Consider the following 22465-nt stretch of genomic DNA (forward strand, 5'->3'; position numbering starts at 1 on the left):
ATGAAAGAACACATGACCGCTCCCCAACGCCGCCTGCTGCCAAACGCAGCGGACAAAAACGCCCTCAAAACCATCGCCACAACGATCGTGAAGACCTGCCCGAGCCTGCTTGATGCGGCCCGGCAAGTGGCCAACGAACTGCTCGCGGACAAAGGTCTGTCCGGCCTTGACCCTGACGAGATTTATTTCCACCGTTTCAAAACGGCGCAGAGCAGCACGCTGACCTTTACCGGTTGGGAACACTTGCTGGAAAAGCCTTACGAAACGCTCACCCTCACGCAACTGGTCATCCATCGTTTTCGTGCCACCGACCAGGACAATGCAGACCTGCTCGGCCTCTATTGCGGCTTTTATTCGGATGGCCCGCAAGCCGAGAATTTCAATCAGAGCAATGAAGTGCGCTTGCTGGGCAGCGACGTGCTGAAGGTGTTCTGGGATGTCGACTTCAGCGCTCGCTACACCGGTCAATTGACGAAATTCTGGCAAACCGCGTCGGAGGATTTCCGTGCGTTGGCAAAGTGCAATTTCCTCAGCCAGGCCGTGCAGGCGCTGCAACAGGGCGACCTTGATGGGACCGATTTTCAGCGCATCGTCGATTCGGTAGTCGGCCCCGTTACCTGGCCTGTCACCCTGCCAATGCTCCGAGCGACATACCCGGTCGGCGCTGAAGTACGCGCGCTGGATCTCGATGGTCACGTCGCCACCAATGTGCTGCGTCTGGTAGAAACCAATGGTCGACAGACCCTCTATTTGCCCGGCGAGGCCCAGGCCTTTCGCTTGATGGACAACGAGGCCGATCTGCATTGGTGGTTGCTTGAGCAGATGAATGCCGAGGACAAGCGCCCGGCGTTTCTCAAGCACTTCGCGCTGGCCGACAGCAATCACATGTCCGAAAACCTCACCGATCTGATGAATCGCCTGGTCCACACCTGGGGCCACAGCGATCACCACATGGTCAACCGCAGCAATGTCGCGATCAGCGGTGACGCATTCACTTGGTTAAGCGAATCGACTCGCAAGGCGATGGTTGCCGAAGCGCATCTGGTGCTCACGTCCAACAGTGACCTGCGCAAGAAACTCTGGATGGGTTATCTGACTGCCGGCCTCAAGGTGTTCGGCCCTATGGCGGCCGTAGGCTGGCCGGTGGCGATGCCCCTGATTGGCGCCAGCATCGCCAACATGGGTTTGAACATCGATCAGGCCATCAACGGCTCGACGGCCACCGAACGCAAAGCCGGCGTTACCGGCGCGGTGCTCAACGCTATCGAAATTGTCTTCAACGTCCCGTTCCTGATCGGCACGGGCGCGCAACTGGAGGTAGGTCCTCAGGTCGAGTTTGCCGAAGCGCAGGAAATGCTCGGGCTGATCGAGTTCACGTCGGCTGACACGCCCTTGCTGCCGCCTGCAGAGCTTCCACCGGCCACGACGATTGAAGCGGCGACGGATGAGTTGACGAACGAAATACCCCGCGAGACGACATCCGTCACCGCCTCTGAGCACCTGAGCATGGCGCCGGCAAGGCAAGGTTCGTCGTTACCAGGGATTCCCGGTCGTTATCGGTGCAACGAACTGCTTGCACAACGTTCCGCTGAGGCGGTCCCGGGAAAATTCGAAGGCATCTACCGCCTCGACAAAGAGCCGGCCTATGCCATCGAAATGGATGGCGTAGCGTATTACGTGCGCTATTTTGCCGACTCTGAAGGCACTGGCAACTGGGCCATCGTCAATCCCGAGCGCCCCAATCAGTTCGCTTACTCTTTGCCAGTACGTCTGGGCAGTGGCGGCAAATGGGAACGCATGCCAGCGCTGCGTCTGCGTGGAGGCGGCCAATGTGTGGGCAAGGCGTGTTTGCCGGAGGACGAACTGACCTCGACGCCGGCTTCGGCAACGCCGTCGGCGGAGCTGCCACTCGTCCAGCCGGTTTCGCCGGTTGCGCGCCCGTTGCGCCTGGTAACCCCCCTTGACGATATCGTCGGAATGGACATGGCCAGAATGAGAAGATGGGCAATGAACTTGCCAGAGACTTTCGCCGAGCTCTCCAGTGCAAACCGGGGCAATCGTGCACCCGCCGACACGTATGCAGCCTATTTCAGCGAAAGACGCGCGGCACTGCTCAATGAAGCCAAGGAATATTACTCGGAGCTGAACTGGACCAATCTGCCCGTGCGGCCGGTCATTCCTCAGGTCAGCCCGCAAATGCAGACAACTCAGTTGATCGATCGCATCTTTGCCAATAGCCAAGGGCTGGTCGTCGGTGAAACCTTCGATCGTATCGCCAGCATGCGTTTCATGATCGAGAACATGCCCGCGTTCGCGCGGCATATCAAAACCCTGTACGTCCGTGGCTTGCTGAGTGACTTCGCCCAGGCAGATCTCAATGACTTCTACTTGTCGGGAGAGATGTCCGAGGATCTTCGTGTCTACCTGTCCAGCCTGGGTACCGACCCTGAAGGCCGGTTCGACCTCCTCGAACTGGTCAAGACCGCCCAGGCCAATGGCATCAGGACCCACGGCCTCGAGACCGTGCACAGCTACAAACTGAAGATACCGCTTACCTCGATCGAGGAGCAGATGATCCACGCCCGGCTCGCCTCGCAGATCATGTGGGGTGACGAAATCCTCAACGGACCGGGTAAATGGGCAGCTCTGATCGAGGCGACGAACATCAATACGTTCAGAAACCTGCCTGGAATAAGCGAACTCAGGGGCGGCATCGGTTTGCGGATTGAAGAGGTTTCGCCGAGCGAAGTGGCGGAGACAGGCATCGATCCGGGGTTGAAAGTCGCTCGCGGTCCGTTTGATAACGGAGCAACGACGCGCAACTCATCCGACGTGCTTTTCGCTGATCTGCGCTTGCAGATCGAAACAGCGGCGCCGCAATGGACTGAGGCATCCCTGGAAAAGCTTCTGCATCGCAACGGTATGTTTCTGATCGAACAGGCACAAAACAACACGTACACGTTGGTGCGTCGCAACAGCGCGAGCAATATTGTCCGGACAGTGGTCAATCGCAGGAGGGATGGCCAGGTTTACATCTGGGCCCAGTCGCTACCTCGCATCAGCGGCATCATGTTCCGCAACATCGCCGCACTGGCCGAGCGCCTGATAGAAATCGGCCTGACCCTGCAAAGTCGCTTGCCCACCTGACCGATTGGCCAACCCATGAAACGAAAAAACCCTTGGCTTGAGGCCAAGGGTTTTTCGTTAATCGAACCGCAGCAGGATTATTCCCACTCAATCGTCGCCGGTGGCTTGCTCGATACGTCGTAGGTAACGCGCGAGATGCCTTCGATTTCGTTGATGATGCGGCCGGAGACGGTTTCCAGCAGTTCGTAAGGCAGGTGTGCCCAACGTGCGGTCATGAAGTCGATGGTTTCCACGGCACGCAGGGCCACGACCCAGGCGTAACGACGGCCATCGCCGACCACGCCCACCGATTTCACTGGCTGGAACACTACGAACGCCTGGCTGACCTTGTGGTACCAGTCGGCCTTGCGCAGTTCTTCGATGAAGATGTGGTCCGCGCGACGCAGCAGGTCGGCGTATTCCTTTTTCACTTCACCGAGGATGCGCACGCCCAGGCCCGGGCCCGGGAACGGGTGACGGTAGACCATGTCGTACGGCAGGCCCAGTTCCAGACCCAGACGACGGACTTCGTCCTTGAACAGTTCGCGCAGTGGCTCGACCAGTTTCAGGTTCATCTCTTCCGGCAGGCCGCCCACGTTGTGGTGCGACTTGATCACGTGGGCCTTGCCGCTTTTCGCGCCTGCCGACTCGATCACGTCCGGGTAGATGGTGCCCTGAGCGAGGTACTTGATGTTGTCCAGCTTGCAGGATTCGGCATCGAACACGTCGATGAAGGTGCGGCCGATGATCTTGCGCTTCTTCTCCGGGTCGGCTTCGCCGGCCAGGTTGTTGAGGAACTGCTCTTCAGCGTTGGCGCGGATCACTTTGACGCCCATGTTCTCGGCAAACATGGCCATCACTTGCTCGCCTTCGTGCAGACGCAGCAGGCCGTTGTCGACGAAGACGCAGGTCAGTTGATCGCCGATGGCCTTGTGCAGCAGCGCAGCAACCACCGAGGAATCAACGCCGCCGGACAGGCCCAGCAGAACGTTGTCGGTGCCGACCTGGGCGCGGATGTTGGCGATGGCGTCTTCAGCGATCTTCGACGGCGTCCACAGCGCTTCACAGCCGCAGATGTCGAGCACGAAGCGCGAAAGGATGCGCCCGCCCTGCTTGGTGTGGGTCACTTCCGGGTGGAACTGCACGCCGTAGTAAGCGCGGTCGTCGTTGAACATACCGGCGATCGGGCAGCTCGGGGTGCTGGCGAGGATGTGGAAGTCTTCCGGCATCTTCGTGACTTTGTCACCGTGGCTCATCCACACGTCGAGGCCGAACAGGCCGTCGGCGTCGATGTGGTCTTCGATGCCGTCGAGCAGGCGGCTCTTGCCGACCACGTCAACGCGGGCGTAACCGAACTCACGCAGTTCGGAACCTTCAACCTTGCCGCCCAGTTGCTCGGCCATGGTCTGCATGCCGTAGCAGATGCCGAACACCGGAACGCCCAGATCGAACACCGCCTGCGGGCAGCGCGGGCTGTTGGCTTCGTGAACGGACTCGGGGCCGCCGGCGAGGATGACGCCTTTAGGGGCGAATTCGCGGATCGCATCTTCGTCCATGTCGAACGGGTGCAGTTCGCAGTACACGCCGATCTCGCGCACGCGGCGGGCAATCAGCTGGGTGTATTGCGAACCGAAGTCGAGGATCAGGATGCGGTGAGCGTGAATGTCGAGGGCCATGACTCATTCTCATGTAGTGAATCAGAAACAACTCGGGGCTGAATGAACAGCCCCGGTGATTTAACGTTTTGCTGGAAGCCTCAACCTACCCGGTAGTTCGGCGCTTCCTTGGTGATCTGCACGTCGTGAACGTGGGATTCGGCCATGCCGGCACCGGTGATCCGCACGAACTCGGGCTTGGTGCGCATTTCTTCGATGTTGGCGCTGCCGGTGTAACCCATCGAAGAACGCAGACCGCCCATCAACTGGTGAATGATTGCGCTCAGGGTGCCTTTGTACGGCACACGGCCCTCGATGCCTTCCGGAACCAGTTTCTCGGCACCTGCCGAGGAGTCCTGGAAGTAACGGTCGGACGAGCCCTGGGCCTGGGACATGGCGCCCAGCGAACCCATGCCGCGATAAGCCTTGTACGAACGGCCCTGGAACAGTTCGATTTCGCCCGGTGCTTCTTCGGTACCGGCAAACATCGAGCCCATCATCACGCAGGACGCACCGGCGACGATGGCCTTGGACAGGTCACCGGAGAACCGGATACCGCCGTCGGCGATCAACGGAACGCCGGTGCCTTCAAGGGCGGCGGCGACGTTGGCGATGGCACTGATTTGCGGCACGCCGACACCGGCGACGATACGGGTGGTGCAGATCGAGCCAGGGCCGATACCGACCTTGACTGCGTCGGCGCCCGCTTCGGCCAGAGCCTTGGCAGCGGCGCCGGTGGCGATGTTGCCGCCGATCACCTGCACTTCAGGGAAGTTCTCTTTGACCCAGCGTACGCGGTCGATCACGCCTTTGGAGTGACCGTGCGCAGTGTCGACCACCACCACGTCCACGCCGGCGTTGACCAGTGCGGTCACGCGATCACCGGTGTCTTTACCGGTGCCGACCGCAGCGCCAACGCGCAGACGACCTTGGTCATCCTTGCTGGCCAGCGGATAGGCTTTGGCTTTTTCGATGTCGTTGACGGTCATCATGCCTTTGAGGGCGAATTTGTCGTCGACGATCAGCACGCGCTCGATGCGGTGCTTGTGCAGCAGTTCGCGTACGTCGTTCTTGTCGGCGCCTTCCTTGACCGTGACCAGACGCTCTTTAGGCGTCATCACTTCGCGGACAGTGGCTTCCAGACGGTTTTCGAAACGTACGTCGCGGGAGGTGACGATGCCGACCAGGTCGCCATCGTGCAGTACCGGAACGCCGGAAATATTGTGCAGACGGGTCAGTTCGAACAGATCACGCACCGTGGCATCGGCCTCGATGGTGATGGGATCCTTGACCACACCGGCTTCGAACTTCTTGACCTTGCGCACTTCGGCAGCTTGCTGCTCGATGGTCATGTTCTTGTGGATAATGCCGATGCCACCTTCCTGAGCCATGGCGATTGCCAGACGGGCTTCAGTAACGGTGTCCATGGCGGCAGAAACCAGAGGAATATTCAGTTCGATGCCACGGGTAAGACGGGTCTTCAGACTGACTTCGTTGGGAAGCACCTCGGAATAACCGGGCACTAGGAGAATGTCGTCGAATGTCAGAGCTTCTTGGCTGATACGCAGCATCGCGGGGGCTCCCGAGCGGGAAAATGGAAGCGCGCCATTATAGTCAGACACCCCCTGCTGTTCAATGTAAAACTCAGCCTAATTGATAGATGGAAAACCCCGGCCCTACAGCTCCACCTTGACCCACGAGACAGGTTGATCGAGCCAATCGGCGAACTCTTCGATAAAGCTCTGCTTGAACCCCGCCTCCAGCCAGTTATTGAAAATGAAACCGAGGTTGGAAAACGCGCATTCCTGCAAAAACAGGAAACCGTTGATGTCGTCTTCATGCCCGCATTCAGGGCAAGTGAAATTGTCGGTGCGTCCTGGAAACCAGTCTTCGAGGCTTTCGAACAGCGCCTCACCCACTTCGCGTCGACACTCGGCGCAACCGGCCTCTTCGAGAAAACCCTTGGCCGGGGTGTAGATGCAGCGTTTGGTGACGATTTCCAGGCCATTGATCGGCTCGCCGAACGGCAGCGCTTCGGGGTGCAGAACGACAGCGCGGGCGCCCTCGGCGATGGCGTGAGCCATGCGGTTGCCGGTGCGGCCGCAGGTGGTCAGTTGCTCTTCGATGATGTTCTTGCGCACCAGCCAGCGCACGATCGCCCGCGCCCGGGGTTCGTGCACCGGCAGGGTGGAGATTTTCGGGACGATGATGCTTTGCGTGTTCATGGTCGAGCCTGCTGAAAATACCGGGATCCCCCTGTAGGAGTGAGCCTGCTCGCGATAGCGGTGGGTCAGACGCACCAATTTTGATTGATGCACTGCTATCGCGAGCAGGCTCACTCCTACAGGGAAACTGCGGCCGGCAGCTTAATCCCTGAAGAAATCCGGTCAAGTGCTGAAATAGCGCACGATCAAGGCAATCCCGCTGGCCAGCACCAGCCAGGTCACCAGCCGCACAAATGCCTCGCGTGACAACCTCATGGTCAGCCGCCGGCCGATCCACAAGCCCAGCGCCATGGCCGGCAACAGACACAGGGCCAGCATCAACAAGGGTAGCTCGGCGTATACACCGGCGATGGCGAACAGGCTCAAACGCACCACCGTGCTGCAACTGATCAGCGCACTTTGCGTGGCCCGCGCCGCTTCCTTGGGCAGACGACTGTTGAGATAAATGGCATAGAGAAAACCGCCGCTGCCAAACAAAGCGCCGAACAACCCGCCCACCGTGCCCATCGGCACCGCCCACGCCGCTGACAACTGCGTCGGCCGGGCTTTGACCCACAGGCTGTAAACCGCATAAGCGCTGATGAACAGCCCCATCAACAACAGCAACAGATCGGATTTCAGATTCAGCAGGAAGATCACCCCCAGCGTGCAGCCGATCGCCATGCACGGCAGCAGCCTGAGCAATTCCGGCCTGGCGACGTCCCGCCGCGAGGGCAGCAGATTGCCGAATGCCGCGACGAAATCCAGCAGCACCAGCAGCGGAACGATTTTCGACAACGGCATGAACAGGATCAGAATCGGCCCCGCCACCAGCGCCGTGCCGAAACCGGCGATGCCGAACACGATGTAGGCCAGCGCAATGCCCAGCCCGATCACCGCCCAACCGCCAGCGCCCCACGACCATGTGCCCAACAGCTCCATCATGCTCATTGTCCGCATCCCTTATAAGACCGCGCTGACTCTACCATTCCCCTGTAGGAGTGAGCCTGCTCGCGATAGCGGTGTGTCAGTCGACAACAGCTTTGAATGACTCACCGCTATCGCGAGCAGGCTCACTCCTACAGTGGATCGGTGGTGATTGACGGGCAAATGCCTTTAAACTGCGCCCCATGATTAAAGATCCCTTTGCAAGACTTGGCCTGGATCGTGAAGTCCTGACCGTCAGCCAGCTCAACGGCCGCGCGCGGGTGTTGCTTGAAGACGTGTTCAGCAACATCTGGGTCGAAGGCGAAATCTCCAACCTGGCGCGCCCGGCGTCCGGCCACGTCTACTTCACCCTCAAGGACAGCGGCGCGCAGGTGCGTTGCGCGTTGTTCCGGCAGAACGCCGCCCGCGTGCGCCAGGCACTGAAGGACGGTCTGGCGGTCAAGGTGCGCGGCAAGGTTTCGCTGTTCGAAGGCCGCGGCGACTATCAACTGATCCTCGACACCGTCGAGCCGGCCGGTGATGGTGCGCTGCGTCTGGCCTTCGATGCACTGAAGGAAAAGCTCAGCGCCGAAGGCCTGTTCAGTGCCGAACGCAAGGTGCCGCTGCCCGCGCATCCGCAACGCATCGGCATCATCAGTTCGCCGACCGGCGCGGTGATTCGCGACATCATCAGCGTATTCCGCCGCCGTGCGCCGCAAGTGCAACTGACCCTGATTCCCACCGCCGTGCAGGGCCGCGAGGCCACCGCGCAGATTGTCCGCGCGCTGAAAATGGCCGATGCCCGTGGCTTTGACGCGCTGATCCTGGCCCGTGGCGGCGGCTCGCTGGAGGACCTCTGGTGCTTCAACGAAGAAGCCGTGGCCCGCGCGGTCGATGCCTGTGTCACGCCGATCGTCAGCGCCGTCGGCCATGAAACCGATGTGTCGATCAGCGACTTTGTTGCCGACGTCCGCGCACCGACACCCTCGGCCGCCGCCGAACTGCTCGCCCCGGATTCCAGCCATCTGATCCGTCAGGTCGAGAGCCTGCATCGCCGCCTGGTAATGCGCATGCGTGATCGCTTGATGCGTGATCGCCTGCGTCTGGAAGGCATGGCGCGGCGGCTGCGGCATCCCGGCGAACGTCTGCGCCAGCAGGCCCAGCGTCTGGACGATCTGGACATGCGCATGCGCCGGGCCTTCGAGCGCAGTCTCAATACCCGCCGCGAACGCCTGATCCGTCTGGAAACCCGCCTCGCCGGGCAACATCCGGGGCGCCAACTGGCGATGCTCCGTCAGCGCCTCGAAAGTCTCGCCGAACGTCTGCCCCGCGCCATGCGCGATGGCCTGAAACAGCGCCGACAGCAATTGCACAGTCAAATGCAGACCCTGCATGTGGTCAGCCCGTTGGCGACCCTCGGTCGTGGTTACAGCATTTTGCTCGACGAGCGCGGCCACGCGATTCGCAACGCTGCACAGACTCACACCGGCCAGCGTCTGAAAGCCAGGCTAGGCGAAGGCGAACTGCAAGTGCGCGTCGAGGACAATCACCTGACGCCCGTCACCCTTTCTTTACTGGACTGATCCATGCCGCGTTTTCTGGCTCCACTGCTGTTGCTTTGCCTGACCTTCAACGCCCACGCCGACAGTTACATCACTCGGCTGCTGAACAAACCGGTACCAGGCGGCGTCGCCGTGGTGGATCTGGGCACCGCCGCGCAGGCGCCGAAAGCCACCTATCAGGGCAAGCCGGTGCTGGTGGTCAAGGAGCAGAACAACTGGCTGGCGATTGTCGGCGTACCGCTGACGGTCAAGCCCGGCGCCCAGCAGATCAGCAGTGGCGGGCGCAATCTGCCCTTCACCGTCGGCAGCAAGAAATACCCGGAACAGCACATCACTCTGAAGAACAAACAGCAGGTCAATCCAAACGCCGACAATCTCAAGCGCATTGAAGGCGAACTGGCGGAACAGATCGCGGCTTACCGCAGTTTCAGCCCGAATACGCCGAGCAATCTGCTGCTGGACAAACCGGTCAACGGGCCGCTGTCGAGCAAGTTCGGTGTGCGCCGCTTCTTCAATGGCGAGGAGCGTAACCCTCATGCCGGACTGGATTTCGCGGTGCCGGCAGGCACGCCGATCAAGACCCCGGCGGCGGGCAAGGTGATTTTGATCGGCAATTATTTCTTCAATGGCAACACGGTGTTCGTCGATCATGGCCAGGGCTTTATCAGCATGTTCTGCCATATGTCGAAGATCGATGTGAAAAACGGCCAGCAACTGGCCCGCGGTGCGGTGGTGGGCAAGGTCGGTGCGACCGGCCGGGCGACCGGGCCGCATATGCACTGGAATGTCAGCCTGAATGATGCGCGGGTGGATCCGGCGATTTTCATTGGTGCCTTCCAACCTTGAATACTGTGTTGAGGCCGCTGGCCTCATCGCGAGCAGGCTCACTCATACATTGGACTGGTGTTGTGAACACGATCAACTGTAGGAGTGAGCCTGCTCGCGATGGCGGCTTATGCTGTACTCAAACACCCCTGACACCCCATCGGTCTCAATTGCGCCCCAATCGAACCTCGCGCAAATATCACAACAATCAGCGGACTTCAGCGCAATAAAATCCCGCAAAAACTCTCTTTCCGGGTATTCCTCTCAATTTTTTTCGACTGCTTGCCATCCTTTCCCCTCGCGGTTAGGGTTGAGGCCATGAAAACCTCTCACACGCTCATTCAGCTTCGCCAGCACCGCAGCCTGTGCCTCGTCAGCGCACGACTGCCAGGCTGAATCGCTGCGCCTCGTCCCAAGCTTTTCCAAGAACATTCGTTCAACCGGCAGGCCGCCTCTATTCGGCCCAGACAACAAGGAATTTCCCGATGAGCATGCTCAAAGACCCGTCTTCGAAGTACCGCGCGTTTCCCGTCATCAACTTGCCGGATCGCACCTGGCCGTCGAAAACCATCGACGCCGCGCCGATCTGGTGCAGTTCCGACCTGCGTGACGGCAACCAGTCGCTGATCGAACCGATGGACGCGGCGAAGAAGCTGCGCTTCTGGAAAACCCTGGTGCAGGTGGGCGTGAAGGAAATCGAAGCGTCGTTCCCGGCCGCTTCACAAACCGACTTCGACTTCGTGCGTACGCTGATCGAGGAAGGCCACATCCCGGACGACACCACCATTCAAGTGCTGACCCAGGGCCGTGAAGACCTGATCAAACGCACCTTCGAATCCCTGCGCGGGGCGAAGAAAGCCATCGTCCACCTGTACAACGCCACCTCGCCTTCTTTCCGGCGCATCGTCTTCAACCAGGACAAGGACGGCATCAAGGCCATCGCGGTCAATGCCGCCAAGCTGTTCGTCAAATACGCAGCCATGCAGCCAGACACCGAGTGGACCTTCGAATACTCGCCGGAAACCTTCAGCGCCACCGAGCTGGAATTCGCCAAGGAAGTCTGTGACGCCGTGATCGAGGTGTGGAACCCGACGCCTGAGCACAAGATGATCCTCAACCTGCCGGCCACGGTTGAATGCGCGACGCCAAACGTCTACGCCGACCAGATCGAATGGTTCGGCCGCAACATCAATCGTCGTGACAGCGTGATTATCAGCCTGCACACCCACAACGACCGCGGCACGGGCGTCGCTGCTACCGAGCTGGGCCTGATGGCCGGCGCCGACCGGGTCGAAGGCTGCCTGTTCGGCAACGGCGAGCGCACCGGTAACGTCGACCTCGTCACCGTAGCGTTGAACATGTACACCCAGGGCGTCGATCCTGAGCTGGACTTCTCCGACATCGACGGCGTGCGCAAGGTCGTCGAAGAGTGCAACCAGATCCAGGTGCACCCGCGTCATCCGTACGTGGGCGATCTGGTGCATACCGCGTTCTCTGGCTCGCACCAGGACGCGATCCGCAAGGGTTTCGCCCAGCAGAAACCGGACACCCTGTGGGAAGTGCCGTACCTGCCGATCGACCCGGCCGACATCGGCCGCAGCTACGAGGCGGTGATCCGCGTCAACAGCCAGTCTGGCAAGGGCGGCATCGCTTACCTGCTGGAGCAGGAATACGGCATCAGCCTGCCACGTCGCATGCAGATCGAGTTCAGCCAGGTCGTACAGCGTGAAACCGATCGCCTGGGCCTGGAGATGACCGCCAAGCAGATTCACTCGCTGTTGATCAGCGAGTACCTTCAGGCCAATACCCCGTACGCGCTGGTCAGCCATCGCCTGCAGGAAGAAAACGGCAACAGCGCCGTCGAAGTCGAAGTGGCCAGCAAAGGTCAGGGCGAAACCAACCTGCACTGGCGCGGCAAGGGCAACGGCGCACTGGAAGCCCTGGTCGCCGGCCTGCCGATTCCGGTGGAGATCATGGACTACAACGAGCACGCGATCGGCGCGGGCACCAACGCCAAAGCAGCGGCCTACATCGAGCTGCGTGTGAATGGCGAGCGTGCAGTGCACGGCGTGGGTATCGATGAAAACATCACCACCGCCAGCTTCAAGGCGCTGTTCAGCGCACTGAACCGCTCGTTGAGCCAGCCTGAAGCGAAAGCGGCGTAATCGACCGCTGAAATGCGAAAGGCCCCGGAGTGCAAACTCCGGGGCCTTTTTTGTTGTAGATCAAAGGATCGCAGCCTTCGGCAGCTCCTACGGGATGTACGCCGTCCCAATGTAGGAGCTGCCGAAGGCTGCGATCTTTTGCTTTTCAAGTGAACTGGAAGGTATCGGCATCCAGGTTCGCCGGAAAGCGCTCCCGATAGGCAGCCAACGGCGCAGCTTCCAGAATCACTTTGAACACGCCATCCGCCTCCCCCGCCGCCAGCAAGGTTTCGCCCTGGAAATCCAGCACCTGACTGTCACCGGTATACGCGAAGCCCTTGCCATCGCTGCCCACCCGATTCACCGCCGCTACGTAGCAGAGGTTTTCAATCGCACGCGCCGGCAGCAGGCGATTCCAGTGCAGACGCCGTGCGCCCGGCCAGTTCGCGGTGTAGAGCAGCAGATCGGTGTCCTGCGCGTCGCGGCTCCACACCGGGAAACGCAGGTCGTAGCAGATCAGCGGACGAATCCGCCAGCCCTTGAGTTCGAACTGCACCTGACGCTCGCCCGGGGTGTAATGGTTGTGCTCGCCGGCCATGCGGAACAGGTGACGCTTGTCGTAATGCAGCACTTCGCCGTCCGGCCGCGCCCACAGCAGGCGGTTACGATGGCTGCCGTCAGCCGCCTGAATGATCACGCTGCCAGTGATGACCGCATCGAACTTCGCTGCCTGCGTCCGCAGCCATTTGCTGGTCGGCCCGTTTTCCGCCTCGGCGAGGGTTTCCGATTCCATGGAAAACCCGGTGGTGAACATCTCCGGGAGGATGATCAGATCGGCACCACGGGCCTGCTCCAGCAATAGCTCGAAATGCTCGAGGTTGGCCCGGCGATCGTGCCAGGCCAGGCTCGTCTGGATCAGCGCCAGGGTCAGGTCTGGCAATGTACTCAGATCACGCATAGTTTCGCCGCCGCTTCACGCAGCGTCTCCTCGCGTTTGGCAAAGCACAGGCGTATCAGGCGCTGGCCTTGCGGTGGATTCTGGTAGAACACCGACACCGGAATGCTCGCGACACCGTGCTCGCGGGTCATCCACATGGCCATGTCGACATCATTCAGATCGGGACGGATCTGCGAATAATCGACCAACTGGAAATAGGTGCCGCTGACCCGGGTGAAGCTGAATCGCGACGGCGCGAGCAGATCGCAGAACAAATCGCGCTTGGCCTGATAGAAACCCGGCAACTGTTCAACGTGCTCCGGGTGCTCGGCCATGTAGTCGGCCAGCGCGTATTGCAGCGGTGTCACGCCACAGAAACTCACGTACTGATGCACTTTACGCAGCTCGGCCGTCAGGGCCGGCGGCGCGACGACGTAGCCGGTTTTCCAGCCAGTGACGTGGTAAGTCTTGCCGAACGAGCTGACCACGAACGCGCGCTGATACAGCTCTTCATGGGCCAGCACGCTGACATGCGGTACGCCGTCGAACACCAGGTGTTCGTAGACTTCGTCGCTGATCAGGTAGATGTCGCGATCACGGATCAACGCCGCCAGTTGATCGAGCTCGTCGCGGCTGATCAAGGCGCCGCTCGGGTTGTGCGGGGTGTTGATGACGATCATTTTCGTGCGCGGGCTCAGGGCCGCGGCGAGCTGGTCGAAATCGATGGAGAAATCGTCCGGGTTCAGTTGCACATGCACGCAACGGCCACCCGCCAACTCCGTGGCCGGTGCATAGCTGTCGTAGCACGGGTCGAACACGATGACTTCGTCGCCGCTGTGGATAACTGCCTGAATCGCGCAGAAGATTGCCTGAGTCGCACCGGGCGTCACCGTCACTTCGTGATCGGCATCGACATTCACACCATAACTGCGCGCGATCTTCGCCGCGATCTGCTCACGCAACGCGGGCAATCCGGTCATCGGCGAATACTGGTTATGGCCACAAGCGATATGCCGCCCGACCGCATCACGCAGCGACTGCGGCCCGTCGAAATCCGGGAAACCCTGAGACAGGTTGATCGCGCCGGTCTGCGCCGCGAGCTGAGACATCTGCGTGAAAATAGTGATGCCGACATTCGGCAGCTTGCTGGTGATCATCGGGGGTTCTCTGCTCAACACCCGGCTCTGACGACGGCGCGGGAGAGCCCGAGGATAGCCCATCCGGCGCTCATAAAAAAAGGGCGCCTGAACGGCGCCCTTCTTCTTTGCCAGCACACCGAACTCTGTGGCGAGGGAGCTTGCTCCCGCTCGGCTGCGCAGCAGTCGCAAAGCAGCCCGATGCGTTCTGTCTGAACGACTACGGTTGCAGGCTTCGGGATCGCTTCGCGATCCAGCGGGAGCAAGCTCCCTCGCCACAAAAGTCCCACTCCAGACAGTCAATCACTTCTTGTCGCGGCGCTTCTTGCTGGCTTTTTTGTTGTGCGACATCAAGCGACGCTTCTTGTTGACCTGGCGGTCGGTGAGCGTGTTCTTGTTGCCTTCGTACGGGTTCTCGCCGCCCTTGAACTCGATGCGGATCGGCGTACCGACCAGCTTCAGCACACGGCGGTAAGTGTTTTCCAGATAGCGCACGTACGACTTCGGCACTTTCTCGATCTGGTTACCGTGGATCACGATGATCGGCGGGTTCGCGCCACCAAGGTGAGCGTAACGCAGCTTGATCCGGCGGTTGTTGACCATCGGTGGCGCGTGCTCGCCCACCGCATCTTCCAGAATCTGGGTGAGGCGGTTGGTCGGCCAGCGGGTAACCGCGGACTTGAACGAGTTCTGCACCGAGGCGTAGAGGTTGCCCACGCCAGTACCGTGCAGCGCCGAGATGAAGTGAATGTCGGCGTAGTCGACGAAGAACAGCCGGCGTTGCAGCTCGACCTTGACGAAGTCGCGCTCACTCGGCGTCATGCCGTCCCACTTGTTGATCGCGATGACCAGCGCACGACCGGATTCGATCGCGAAGCCCAGCAGGTTCAAGTCGTGATCGACCACACCCTCGCGGGCGTCCATGACGAAGATCACCACGTTGGCGTCTTTGATCGCCTGCAGGGTTTTGACTACGGAGAATTTTTCGACTTCTTCGTGGATCTTGCCGCGCTTGCGCACACCGGCGGTGTCGATCAGCGTGTACTTCTCTTCATTGCGTTCGAACGGAATGTAGATACTGTCGCGGGTAGTGCCGGGCTGGTCATACACGATGACGCGGTCTTCACCGAGCATGCGGTTGACCAGAGTCGACTTGCCGACGTTAGGACGGCCGATGATGGCGATCTTGATCCCGTCTTTCTCGCTCGGGCCAGGAATGCGCTTGGCTTCCTCGCCTTCGGCGACGACTTCTTCCTCTTCACCTTCAGCCGGCTCGTCATCATCGCGCGGGAATTCGCTCAGGGCGGCTTCCAGCAGTTGCGTGATGCCACGGCCGTGGGCGCCGGCGATCGGGATCGCGTGGCCCATGCCCAGCGGGGCGAATTCGGCGCGGGCCATTTCCGGGTCGATGTTGTCGACCTTGTTGGCCACCACGTGGGAACGCTTGTTACGTTTGCGCAAATGCTCGGCGATCATCTGGTCGGCAGCGGTAAAACCGGCCTTGGCATCTACCAGAAACAGCACCACATCGGCTTCTTCGATGGCCAGCAGCGACTGCTCGGCCATTTTTTCGTCCATACCATGTTCGTCACCGGAGATACCGCCGGTGTCGATCAGAATGTAGGAACGCCCTTGCCACTTGGCCTCACCGTACTGGCGATCACGGGTCAGACCGGACAGGTCGCCGACGATGGCGTCACGAGTCCTGGTCAGGCGGTTGAACAAGGTGGACTTGCCGACGTTCGGTCGGCCCACCAGGGCGATTACGGGAACCATGCGGCTCTCCACTGCGTTATTTCAGAAAATACAAAAGCCGCTGCGAGGCAGCGGCTGGTGCTCGGGGCAACACCCGGGGGCGCTGCAAAACCCTGCTGATGCAGGGCCGCTTGGGGATGAACCCCAAGCATAGTTGTTACTTGATGGTCAGGGCTTCCAGTTTGCCGCTGTTGCCATACACATAAATCGTGTCGCCCACCACCAGCGGACGGGCACGCAGGCCGTCGCTGTCGATGCGTTCACGGCCGACGAAACGACCGTCGACCTGACTCAGCAGGTGCAGATAACCTTCCAGGTCACCCACAGCTACGTAGCTGGAGAACACTTCCGGTGCCGACAGTTGACGGCGAGCCAGCGAGTCATTGCTCCACAGTGCAGTGGTCGATCGCTCGTCAACGCCTTCAACGGTGCCCGAGGACAGGCTCACGTAAACGCTGCCGAAACCCTGAGCGATACCGGCGTAGCTCGACGCATCGCGCTGCCACAGTTGGCGACCGCTTTCCAGGTCCAGTGCCGCCACGCGACCCTGATAGCTGGCGACGTACAGCGTGCCGCCGGACAACAGCAGACCGCCGTCGATGTCGACCACGCGCTCCAGTTCCGAACGACCCTGTGGAATGGCGATGCGTTGTTCCCACACCGGCACGCCGTTGGTGATATCCAGCGCGACCACTTTACCGGTCGACAGGCCAGCTACCGCCAGACGATTGGTCACCAGCGGAGCACTGGTGCCACGCAGGGTCAGGACCGCCGGGGTGCTGTCATACACCCAGCGCTGGTTGCCAGTGGCCGCGTCCAGACCGATCAGACGATCGTCCTGAGTCTGTACAACCACCACGTCGCCGTTGTTGGCCGGCGGCGCGAGGACTTCACTGTTAACGCGGGCACGCCACTTCTCTTCACCATTGCTGGTATCGAGCGCGACAACTTCGCCACGCAGGGTACCGATCAGTACCAGACCGTAACCCACGCCAACGGCGCCGGAGACAGGCAGTTCCAGATCCTGGTCCCACTTCACGTCGCCGTTGCTGCGATCCAGCGCCATCACCACGCCAGTGACATCAGCGGCGTAGATGGTGTCACCGTCGATCGCCGGCACCAGCATGTTGTAGGTTTCGCCCTGACCGTCACCGATCGAGCGGCTCCACTGCTTGTGCAGAACCACTTCTTCTTTGAAGTCGGTCAGTTCGGCCGGTGGCAATTCTTTCTTGCTGTTGCTGCTGCAACCCGCGGCCAGAAGGGCCAGAGCCAGCAATGCTGCATGCTTCCAACGGATCACGTCACGCATCCCCTTTGGCCAGGTCGTCGAGCTTGATTTGAAGGCCACCGACCGCCGCTTCATCCGACAGTGCCGCCTTGGCTTTTTGATACGCCTTGTTCGCGTCATCGGTACGGCCCAAGCGCACCAGCAGGTCGCCCTTGAGTTCTTCGCGAGTGGCCAGGAACGCTTTGTCGGCATCGCCGTCGAGCAGTTTCAGGGCATCTTCAGCCTTGTCCTGCGCGCCCAGCACTTGCGCCAGACGCTGACGGGCGATTTCGCCCAGCGCCGGGTTGGCCGGTTTGTCGACAATGGCTTTGAGTTCGGTCGCCGCGTCGTCCAGCTTGCCGCTGTCGACCGCTACTTTGGCGACGAACAGGCTGCCGTACTGCGCGTAGGCCGAACCGCCGTATTCGCTGTTGAGCTTGCCGGCCAGATCGGCAACGCGGGCCGCATCAGGCTTGCCGTCAGGCGTCAGCGTGGTTTCCAGCAATTGCTGATAGAGCACCGAGGCGCCTTGCGACTGGTTGCTCTGGTACTTGTGATATGCCTGCCAGCCGAACACGATGACCAGCGCCAACAGGCCGCCGGTGACCAGAGGTTTGCCGTTGCGTGTCCACCAGTCCTTCAAATCCGCCAACTGTTCGTCTTCGGTACTCGACACCCCAATACTCCTTAATCGCTAAATCGGCTGTTAAGACAGCTTCAACCCTGCACGACGCAGGTGGCCAGGTGAGCGGCGAGCGCATCCCAGGCAATGCTTTGTTGTTCGCCCTGGCCACGCAGGGGTTTGAAACCTACCACTTGCTGGGCCATTTCGTCGTCACCGAGGATCAATGCGTACAGCGCACCGCTCTTGTCGGCCTTCTTGAACTGGCTTTTGAAACTGCCGGCGCCGGCATTGACTTGCAGGCGCAGGTTTGGAAGTTGATCGCGAACCCGTTCGGCCAGGGCCAGACCGGCCAGCTCGGCTTCTTCACCGAAGGCGCAGAGGTAGACGTCGACCTGACGGGAAATTTCTTCCGGGATCTGCTCGAGGGTTTCGAGCATCAGGACCAGGCGCTCGATGCCCATGGCGAAACCCACGCCCGGGGTTGGCTTGCCGCCCATCTGCTCGACCAGACCGTCGTAACGGCCGCCCGCGCACACGGTGCCCTGGGCGCCGAGCTTGTCGGTGACCCATTCGAAAACGGTTTTGCTGTAGTAATCGAGGCCGCGCACCAGTTTCGGGTTGAGCACGTAAGGAATGCCCACGGCATCCAGACGCGCCTTCAGGCCTTCGAAGTGAGTACGGGACTCGTCGTCGAGGTAATCGGCCATTTTCGGCGCATCGACCAGCACGGCCTGGGTGTCGGCATTTTTCGTGTCGAGCACGCGCAGCGGGTTGGTTTTCAGGCGACGCTGGCTGTCTTCGTCGAGCTTGTCGTGGTGCGCCGAGAGGTACTCGACCAGCGCTTCACGATAGCGGCCACGGGATTCGCTGGTGCCGAGGCTGTTGAGTTCGAGCTTGACCGCATCTCGAATGCCCAGCTCGCCCCACAGGCGCCAGGTCATGATGATCAGCTCGGCGTCGATGTCCGGACCGTCGAGGTTGAACACCTCCAGGCCGATCTGGTGGAACTGGCGATAACGGCCTTTCTGCGGACGCTCGTGGCGGAACATCGGGCCGATGTACCAGAGCTTCTGCACCTGACCGCCGCCGGTGATGCCGTGTTCGAGCACTGCGCGCACGCAGGCCGCGGTGCCTTCCGGACGCAGGGTCAGGGAGTCGCCATTGCGGTCTTCGAAGGTGTACATCTCTTTTTCGACGATATCGGTGACTTCGCCGATCGAGCGCTTGAACAGCTCGGTGAACTCGACGATCGGCATGCGGATCTGCTTGTAACCGTAGTTATCCAGCAGACGCGCCACAGTGCCTTCGAAATAACGCCACAGCGGGGTCTGTTCGGGCAGGATGTCGTTCATGCCACGAATGGCTTGCAGAGACTTGCTCACAAAATTTCCTTAATTCGTTCGATCAGCCGCGCGCAATAACGGCAGCGTCAGCTTCGACCTTTTCGGCCGCTTTCTGGCGGATCAGCTTTTCCAGCTCGTCCACCAGATTGTCATTCGTCAGCTTCTGCGACGGCTTGCCGTCGATGTAAATCAGGTTTGGCGTGCCGCCGGTCAAGCCGATATGGGCTTCCTTGGCTTCGCCGGGGCCGTTGACCACGCAACCGATGACCGCGACATCCAGCGGCACCAGCAGGTCTTCAAGGCGCCCTTCCAGCTCGTTCATGGTCTTGACCACATCGAAGTTCTGCCGCGAGCAGCTCGGGCAGGCGATGAAGTTGATGCCACGGGAACGCAGATGCAAAGACTTGAGAATGTCGTAACCGACCTTCACTTCCTCGACCGGATCGGCCGCCAGCGAGATGCGGATAGTATCGCCAATCCCTTCGGCGAGCAGCATACCTAGGCCCACGGCGGATTTCACCGTGCCCGAACGCAAACCGCCAGCTTCGGTGATGCCCAGGTGCAATGGCTGAACGATTTCTTTCGCCAGCAAACGGTAGGCTTCGACAGCCATGAACACGTCGGAGGCCTTCACGCTGACCTTGAAGTCCTGGAAATTCAGGCGTTCGAGGTGCTCAACGTGGCGCAGCGCGGATTCGACCAATGCGGCCGGGGTCGGCTCGCCGTACTTCTTCTGCAGGTCTTTTTCCAGGGAACCGGCGTTGACGCCGATGCGGATCGGAATGCCGCGATCACGGGCCGCATCGACCACGGCACGCACGCGGTCTTCGCGACCGATGTTGCCCGGGTTGATACGCAGGCAGTCGACGCCCAGTTCGGCCACGCGCAAGGCGATCTTGTAGTCGAAGTGAATGTCGGCCACCAACGGCACTTTGACCAGTTGCTTGATCCTGCCGAACGCCTCGGCGGCATCCATGTCCGGTACCGAGACGCGAACGATGTCGACGCCGGCAGCTTCCAGACGATTGATCTGCGCCACGGTCGCGGCCACGTCATTGGTGTCGCTGTTGGTCATGCTCTGAACAGCGATCGGCGCGTCGCCGCCCACCGGTACGTTGCCGACCCAGATCTTGCGCGATTCGCGACGTTTGATTGGAGATTCGCCGTGCATGACTTATTGACCCAACTTCAGGCGAGCAGTCTCGCCACTGGTGAACGGAGCGATATCGACCGGTTGGCCGTTGTAGCTGACCTGTGCCGCGCGGGCAACGCCCAGACGTACAGCGAGCGGCGGCTTGCCGGAAACGGTCACGCTGTCGCCTTTATGCTTCAGACCACTGAAAATCACTTTGCCACGGCCATCGGTCACCTGTGCCCAGCAATCGCCAGTGAACTGCAGCTGGACCTGACCTTCGCCGGCAACCGGCGCAGCTGCTTCAGCGCTTGGCGCTTGAGCAACCGGCGCGGTCGGGGCAGGTGTCGCTGGGACATTCGGCGCTGGAGTGGCCGGAGCCGCCACCACTGGCGCAGGCGTCTGTGCCGGTGCGCTTGGCGCAACTGCCGGGGCAGCTGGCTCGGTCGCTGGCGCAGCAGATTCGGCGCCGGTCGATTCAGCACTGGTTTCCGACTGCGGCAAGGCCAGCGAAGTCGAATTGTCGGCCTGATTTTCAGCGACAGCCTGATCTTCCGGCTCGTCGATCGGGTGGATCTGCGTGGTGCCGTCAGCGCCTTCGACTTCGACGTGCTCCGGCGCGAGGCTGGTCAGATCGCGGGTGCGCTGCGAGGTCTGATCCTGCCACCAGACGAAACCGCCGCCAATGACCGCGATCAGCAGCAACAGGCTGACGATACGCAAAATGGTGTGGGAAACGCGCACCGGCTCTTCGATCCGACCGAGGGCGTGAACGTTGCTGCCCTGGGAGTCGGTGCCGGTGGACTGGTCGAATTGCTGAACCAGAACGGTCTGGTCCATACCGAGCAATTTGGCATAGGCGCGAATGTAACCGCGAGCGAAGGTATGCCCCGGCAGCTTGTCGAAAGCGCCGGCTTCAAGATTGCTCAGGGACGTCACGGTGAGGTTGAGCTTGAGGGCCACTTCGGCCAGCGACCAGCCATTGCTTTCGCGGGCCTGGCGCAGGGTCTCACCGGGATTAACGCGATTCGCTGCTACAACTTCGGGATGCGCCGCTTTCATCATTGCTCCGACAGGTATTGCTGATATTCCGGCGTACCGGGATAGAGTCGTTTTAATTGCAGACCGTAACTGGCTGCCTTGTCGCGATCTTCAAACACTTTTGCCAGCCGAACGCCGAGCAATAGACTACGTGCATTTTGTTCGGTCAGCTGGCTGAAACGGTCGTAATAGTCACGCGCGGGCACATAATGCCTGTCTTCGAAGGACAACTCAGCCATTTCCAGCAATGCGCGCGGTTGTTGGCGGTTCAGGCGCAGGGCTTTTTCCAGCTGTTGCTGCGCCAGATCACGCTGGCCCAGCTTGGCGGCGGTCATGCCGAGATTTTCGAAGACCCGCGAACGCTCAGGATACAGGGTATCGGCGGCCGCTTGTTCAAAACGCTCGTAGGCTTCCTTGTAGCGTTGTTGTTCGTAGAGAAAACTGCCGTAGTTGTTGAGGATGCGCGCATCGGCGGGACGGGAAGACAGGGCCTTGCGAAAGTGCTCGTCGGCCAGTGCAGGCTCCATTTCGGCCTGAAACACCAGACCGAGGGCCGCATTGGCGTCAGGGTCGGATCCGTCCAGCTCCAGCGCTTTCTTCAAGGGCACCTTGGCCCGCTCGGTCATGCCCTGCTGCAGGTAGCCCAGCCCCAGCTGCACGTAGGCAGCCCGCGCTTCATCGCGGCCCTTGCTGGTCTTCATCGGGTTGTAGTCACCCGACAGGACACAACCAGCGCACAGGCTGGCCAACAGCAACAGCAGCGCAAAGCGCAGGGACATAGAGATC

At 60.7% G+C, this 22465-nt stretch carries 17 protein-coding genes; 4 read left to right on the forward strand and 13 right to left on the reverse strand.

The window, feature by feature from the left end; translation table 11 throughout:
* The first annotated feature begins 12 nt into the window (after positions 1-12).
* A complete protein-coding gene (locus BLU71_RS16520) occupies positions 13-3147 on the forward strand; it encodes a membrane-targeted effector domain-containing toxin (protein WP_083353519.1) in 3135 nt (1044 codons plus the stop codon).
* A gap of 77 nt (positions 3148-3224) precedes the next feature.
* On the opposite strand, the gene guaA is transcribed toward BLU71_RS16520, so the two are convergent.
* The 4 genes from guaA to BLU71_RS16540 form a co-directional block, all read right to left on the reverse strand.
* Positions 3225-4802, reverse strand: a complete 1578-nt coding sequence (gene guaA, locus BLU71_RS16525) for a glutamine-hydrolyzing GMP synthase (protein ID WP_016773344.1) — start codon at positions 4800-4802, stop codon at positions 3225-3227.
* An 80-nt stretch (positions 4803-4882) separates the two neighbouring features.
* The gene (guaB, locus tag BLU71_RS16530; RefSeq protein WP_016773343.1) at positions 4883-6352 is read right to left on the reverse strand and encodes an IMP dehydrogenase; all 1470 of its coding nucleotides are present in this window, start codon (positions 6350-6352) and stop codon (positions 4883-4885) included.
* A 105-nt stretch (positions 6353-6457) separates the two neighbouring features.
* A complete protein-coding gene (locus BLU71_RS16535) occupies positions 6458-7006 on the reverse strand; it encodes a sugar ABC transporter ATPase (RefSeq protein ID WP_083353520.1) in 549 nt (182 codons plus the stop codon).
* 162 nt (positions 7007-7168) lie between these two features.
* The gene (locus BLU71_RS16540) at positions 7169-7936 is read right to left on the reverse strand and encodes a sulfite exporter TauE/SafE family protein (RefSeq protein WP_083353521.1); all 768 of its coding nucleotides are present in this window, start codon (positions 7934-7936) and stop codon (positions 7169-7171) included.
* A 179-nt stretch (positions 7937-8115) separates the two neighbouring features.
* On the opposite strand from BLU71_RS16540, the gene xseA reads away from it, so the two are divergent.
* From xseA to leuA, 3 genes are all read left to right on the forward strand, one after another.
* Positions 8116-9495 (forward strand): exodeoxyribonuclease VII large subunit, encoded by a 1380-nt coding sequence (xseA, locus tag BLU71_RS16545; RefSeq protein WP_042608330.1) that lies wholly within the window; start codon positions 8116-8118, stop codon positions 9493-9495.
* Positions 9496-9498: 3 nt separating this feature from the next.
* Positions 9499-10320, forward strand: coding sequence for a peptidoglycan DD-metalloendopeptidase family protein (locus BLU71_RS16550; protein ID WP_083353522.1), 822 nt, complete (start codon positions 9499-9501; stop codon positions 10318-10320).
* Between the two features lie 464 nt (positions 10321-10784).
* Positions 10785-12464, forward strand: a complete 1680-nt coding sequence (gene leuA, locus BLU71_RS16560) for a 2-isopropylmalate synthase (RefSeq protein ID WP_083353523.1) — start codon at positions 10785-10787, stop codon at positions 12462-12464.
* A gap of 145 nt (positions 12465-12609) precedes the next feature.
* On the opposite strand, the gene BLU71_RS16565 is transcribed toward leuA, so the two are convergent.
* The 9 genes from BLU71_RS16565 to pilW form a co-directional block, all read right to left on the reverse strand.
* Positions 12610-13401, reverse strand: coding sequence for an amidohydrolase (locus BLU71_RS16565; RefSeq protein ID WP_064364341.1), 792 nt, complete (start codon positions 13399-13401; stop codon positions 12610-12612).
* Positions 13389-14537: a pyridoxal phosphate-dependent aminotransferase gene (locus BLU71_RS16570; RefSeq protein ID WP_083353524.1), complete on the reverse strand. Its 1149-nt coding sequence runs from the start codon at positions 14535-14537 to the stop codon at positions 13389-13391. Before BLU71_RS16570 ends, BLU71_RS16565 begins: the two co-directional genes overlap by 13 nt.
* Before the next feature lie 282 nt (positions 14538-14819).
* Complete coding sequence (gene der, locus BLU71_RS16575) at positions 14820-16292, reverse strand: ribosome biogenesis GTPase Der (RefSeq protein ID WP_024014210.1); 1473 nt, start codon at positions 16290-16292, stop codon at positions 14820-14822.
* A 136-nt stretch (positions 16293-16428) separates the two neighbouring features.
* Positions 16429-17580: an outer membrane protein assembly factor BamB gene (bamB, locus tag BLU71_RS16580; RefSeq protein ID WP_064364339.1), complete on the reverse strand. Its 1152-nt coding sequence runs from the start codon at positions 17578-17580 to the stop codon at positions 16429-16431.
* A complete protein-coding gene (locus BLU71_RS16585) occupies positions 17573-18214 on the reverse strand; it encodes a tetratricopeptide repeat protein (RefSeq protein ID WP_016773334.1) in 642 nt (213 codons plus the stop codon). The genes bamB and BLU71_RS16585 overlap by 8 nt, the downstream gene beginning before the upstream one ends.
* A gap of 41 nt (positions 18215-18255) precedes the next feature.
* Positions 18256-19545: a histidine--tRNA ligase gene (hisS, locus tag BLU71_RS16590; protein WP_083353525.1), complete on the reverse strand. Its 1290-nt coding sequence runs from the start codon at positions 19543-19545 to the stop codon at positions 18256-18258.
* A gap of 22 nt (positions 19546-19567) precedes the next feature.
* Complete coding sequence (gene ispG, locus BLU71_RS16595; protein WP_042608337.1) at positions 19568-20677, reverse strand: flavodoxin-dependent (E)-4-hydroxy-3-methylbut-2-enyl-diphosphate synthase; 1110 nt, start codon at positions 20675-20677, stop codon at positions 19568-19570.
* 3 nt (positions 20678-20680) lie between these two features.
* A complete protein-coding gene (locus BLU71_RS16600) occupies positions 20681-21700 on the reverse strand; it encodes a RodZ domain-containing protein (protein ID WP_083353526.1) in 1020 nt (339 codons plus the stop codon).
* On the reverse strand, positions 21700-22458 hold the full coding sequence (gene pilW / locus BLU71_RS16605; RefSeq protein ID WP_042608339.1) for a type IV pilus biogenesis/stability protein PilW: 759 nt from the start codon (positions 22456-22458) through the stop codon (positions 21700-21702). Before pilW ends, BLU71_RS16600 begins: the two co-directional genes overlap by 1 nt.
* Between the last annotated feature and the right edge of the window lie 7 nt (positions 22459-22465).

Source organism: Pseudomonas moraviensis (assembly GCF_900105805.1).
GTDB classification, from domain to species: Bacteria; Pseudomonadota; Gammaproteobacteria; order Pseudomonadales; family Pseudomonadaceae; genus Aquipseudomonas; species Aquipseudomonas moraviensis_A.

Excerpts from the sequence above, each read along its gene's own strand:
- BLU71_RS16520 (WP_083353519.1), top strand. The coding sequence starts at position 13 with ATGACCGCTCCCCAACGCCGCCTGCTGCCAAACGCAGCGGACAAAAAC.
- guaA (WP_016773344.1), bottom strand. The coding sequence starts at position 4,802 with ATGGCCCTCGACATTCACGCTCACCGCATCCTGATCCTCGACTTCGGT.
- guaB (WP_016773343.1), bottom strand. The coding sequence starts at position 6,352 with ATGCTGCGTATCAGCCAAGAAGCTCTGACATTCGACGACATTCTCCTA.
- BLU71_RS16535 (WP_083353520.1), bottom strand. The coding sequence starts at position 7,006 with ATGAACACGCAAAGCATCATCGTCCCGAAAATCTCCACCCTGCCGGTG.
- BLU71_RS16540 (WP_083353521.1), bottom strand. The coding sequence starts at position 7,936 with ATGAGCATGATGGAGCTGTTGGGCACATGGTCGTGGGGCGCTGGCGGT.
- xseA (WP_042608330.1), top strand. The coding sequence starts at position 8,116 with ATGATTAAAGATCCCTTTGCAAGACTTGGCCTGGATCGTGAAGTCCTG.
- BLU71_RS16550 (WP_083353522.1), top strand. The coding sequence starts at position 9,499 with ATGCCGCGTTTTCTGGCTCCACTGCTGTTGCTTTGCCTGACCTTCAAC.
- leuA (WP_083353523.1), top strand. The coding sequence starts at position 10,785 with ATGAGCATGCTCAAAGACCCGTCTTCGAAGTACCGCGCGTTTCCCGTC.
- BLU71_RS16565 (WP_064364341.1), bottom strand. The coding sequence starts at position 13,401 with ATGCGTGATCTGAGTACATTGCCAGACCTGACCCTGGCGCTGATCCAG.
- BLU71_RS16570 (WP_083353524.1), bottom strand. The coding sequence starts at position 14,537 with ATGATCACCAGCAAGCTGCCGAATGTCGGCATCACTATTTTCACGCAG.
- der (WP_024014210.1), bottom strand. The coding sequence starts at position 16,292 with ATGGTTCCCGTAATCGCCCTGGTGGGCCGACCGAACGTCGGCAAGTCC.
- bamB (WP_064364339.1), bottom strand. The coding sequence starts at position 17,580 with ATGCGTGACGTGATCCGTTGGAAGCATGCAGCATTGCTGGCTCTGGCC.
- ispG (WP_042608337.1), bottom strand. The coding sequence starts at position 20,677 with ATGCACGGCGAATCTCCAATCAAACGTCGCGAATCGCGCAAGATCTGG.
- BLU71_RS16600 (WP_083353526.1), bottom strand. The coding sequence starts at position 21,700 with ATGAAAGCGGCGCATCCCGAAGTTGTAGCAGCGAATCGCGTTAATCCC.
- pilW (WP_042608339.1), bottom strand. The coding sequence starts at position 22,458 with ATGTCCCTGCGCTTTGCGCTGCTGTTGCTGTTGGCCAGCCTGTGCGCT.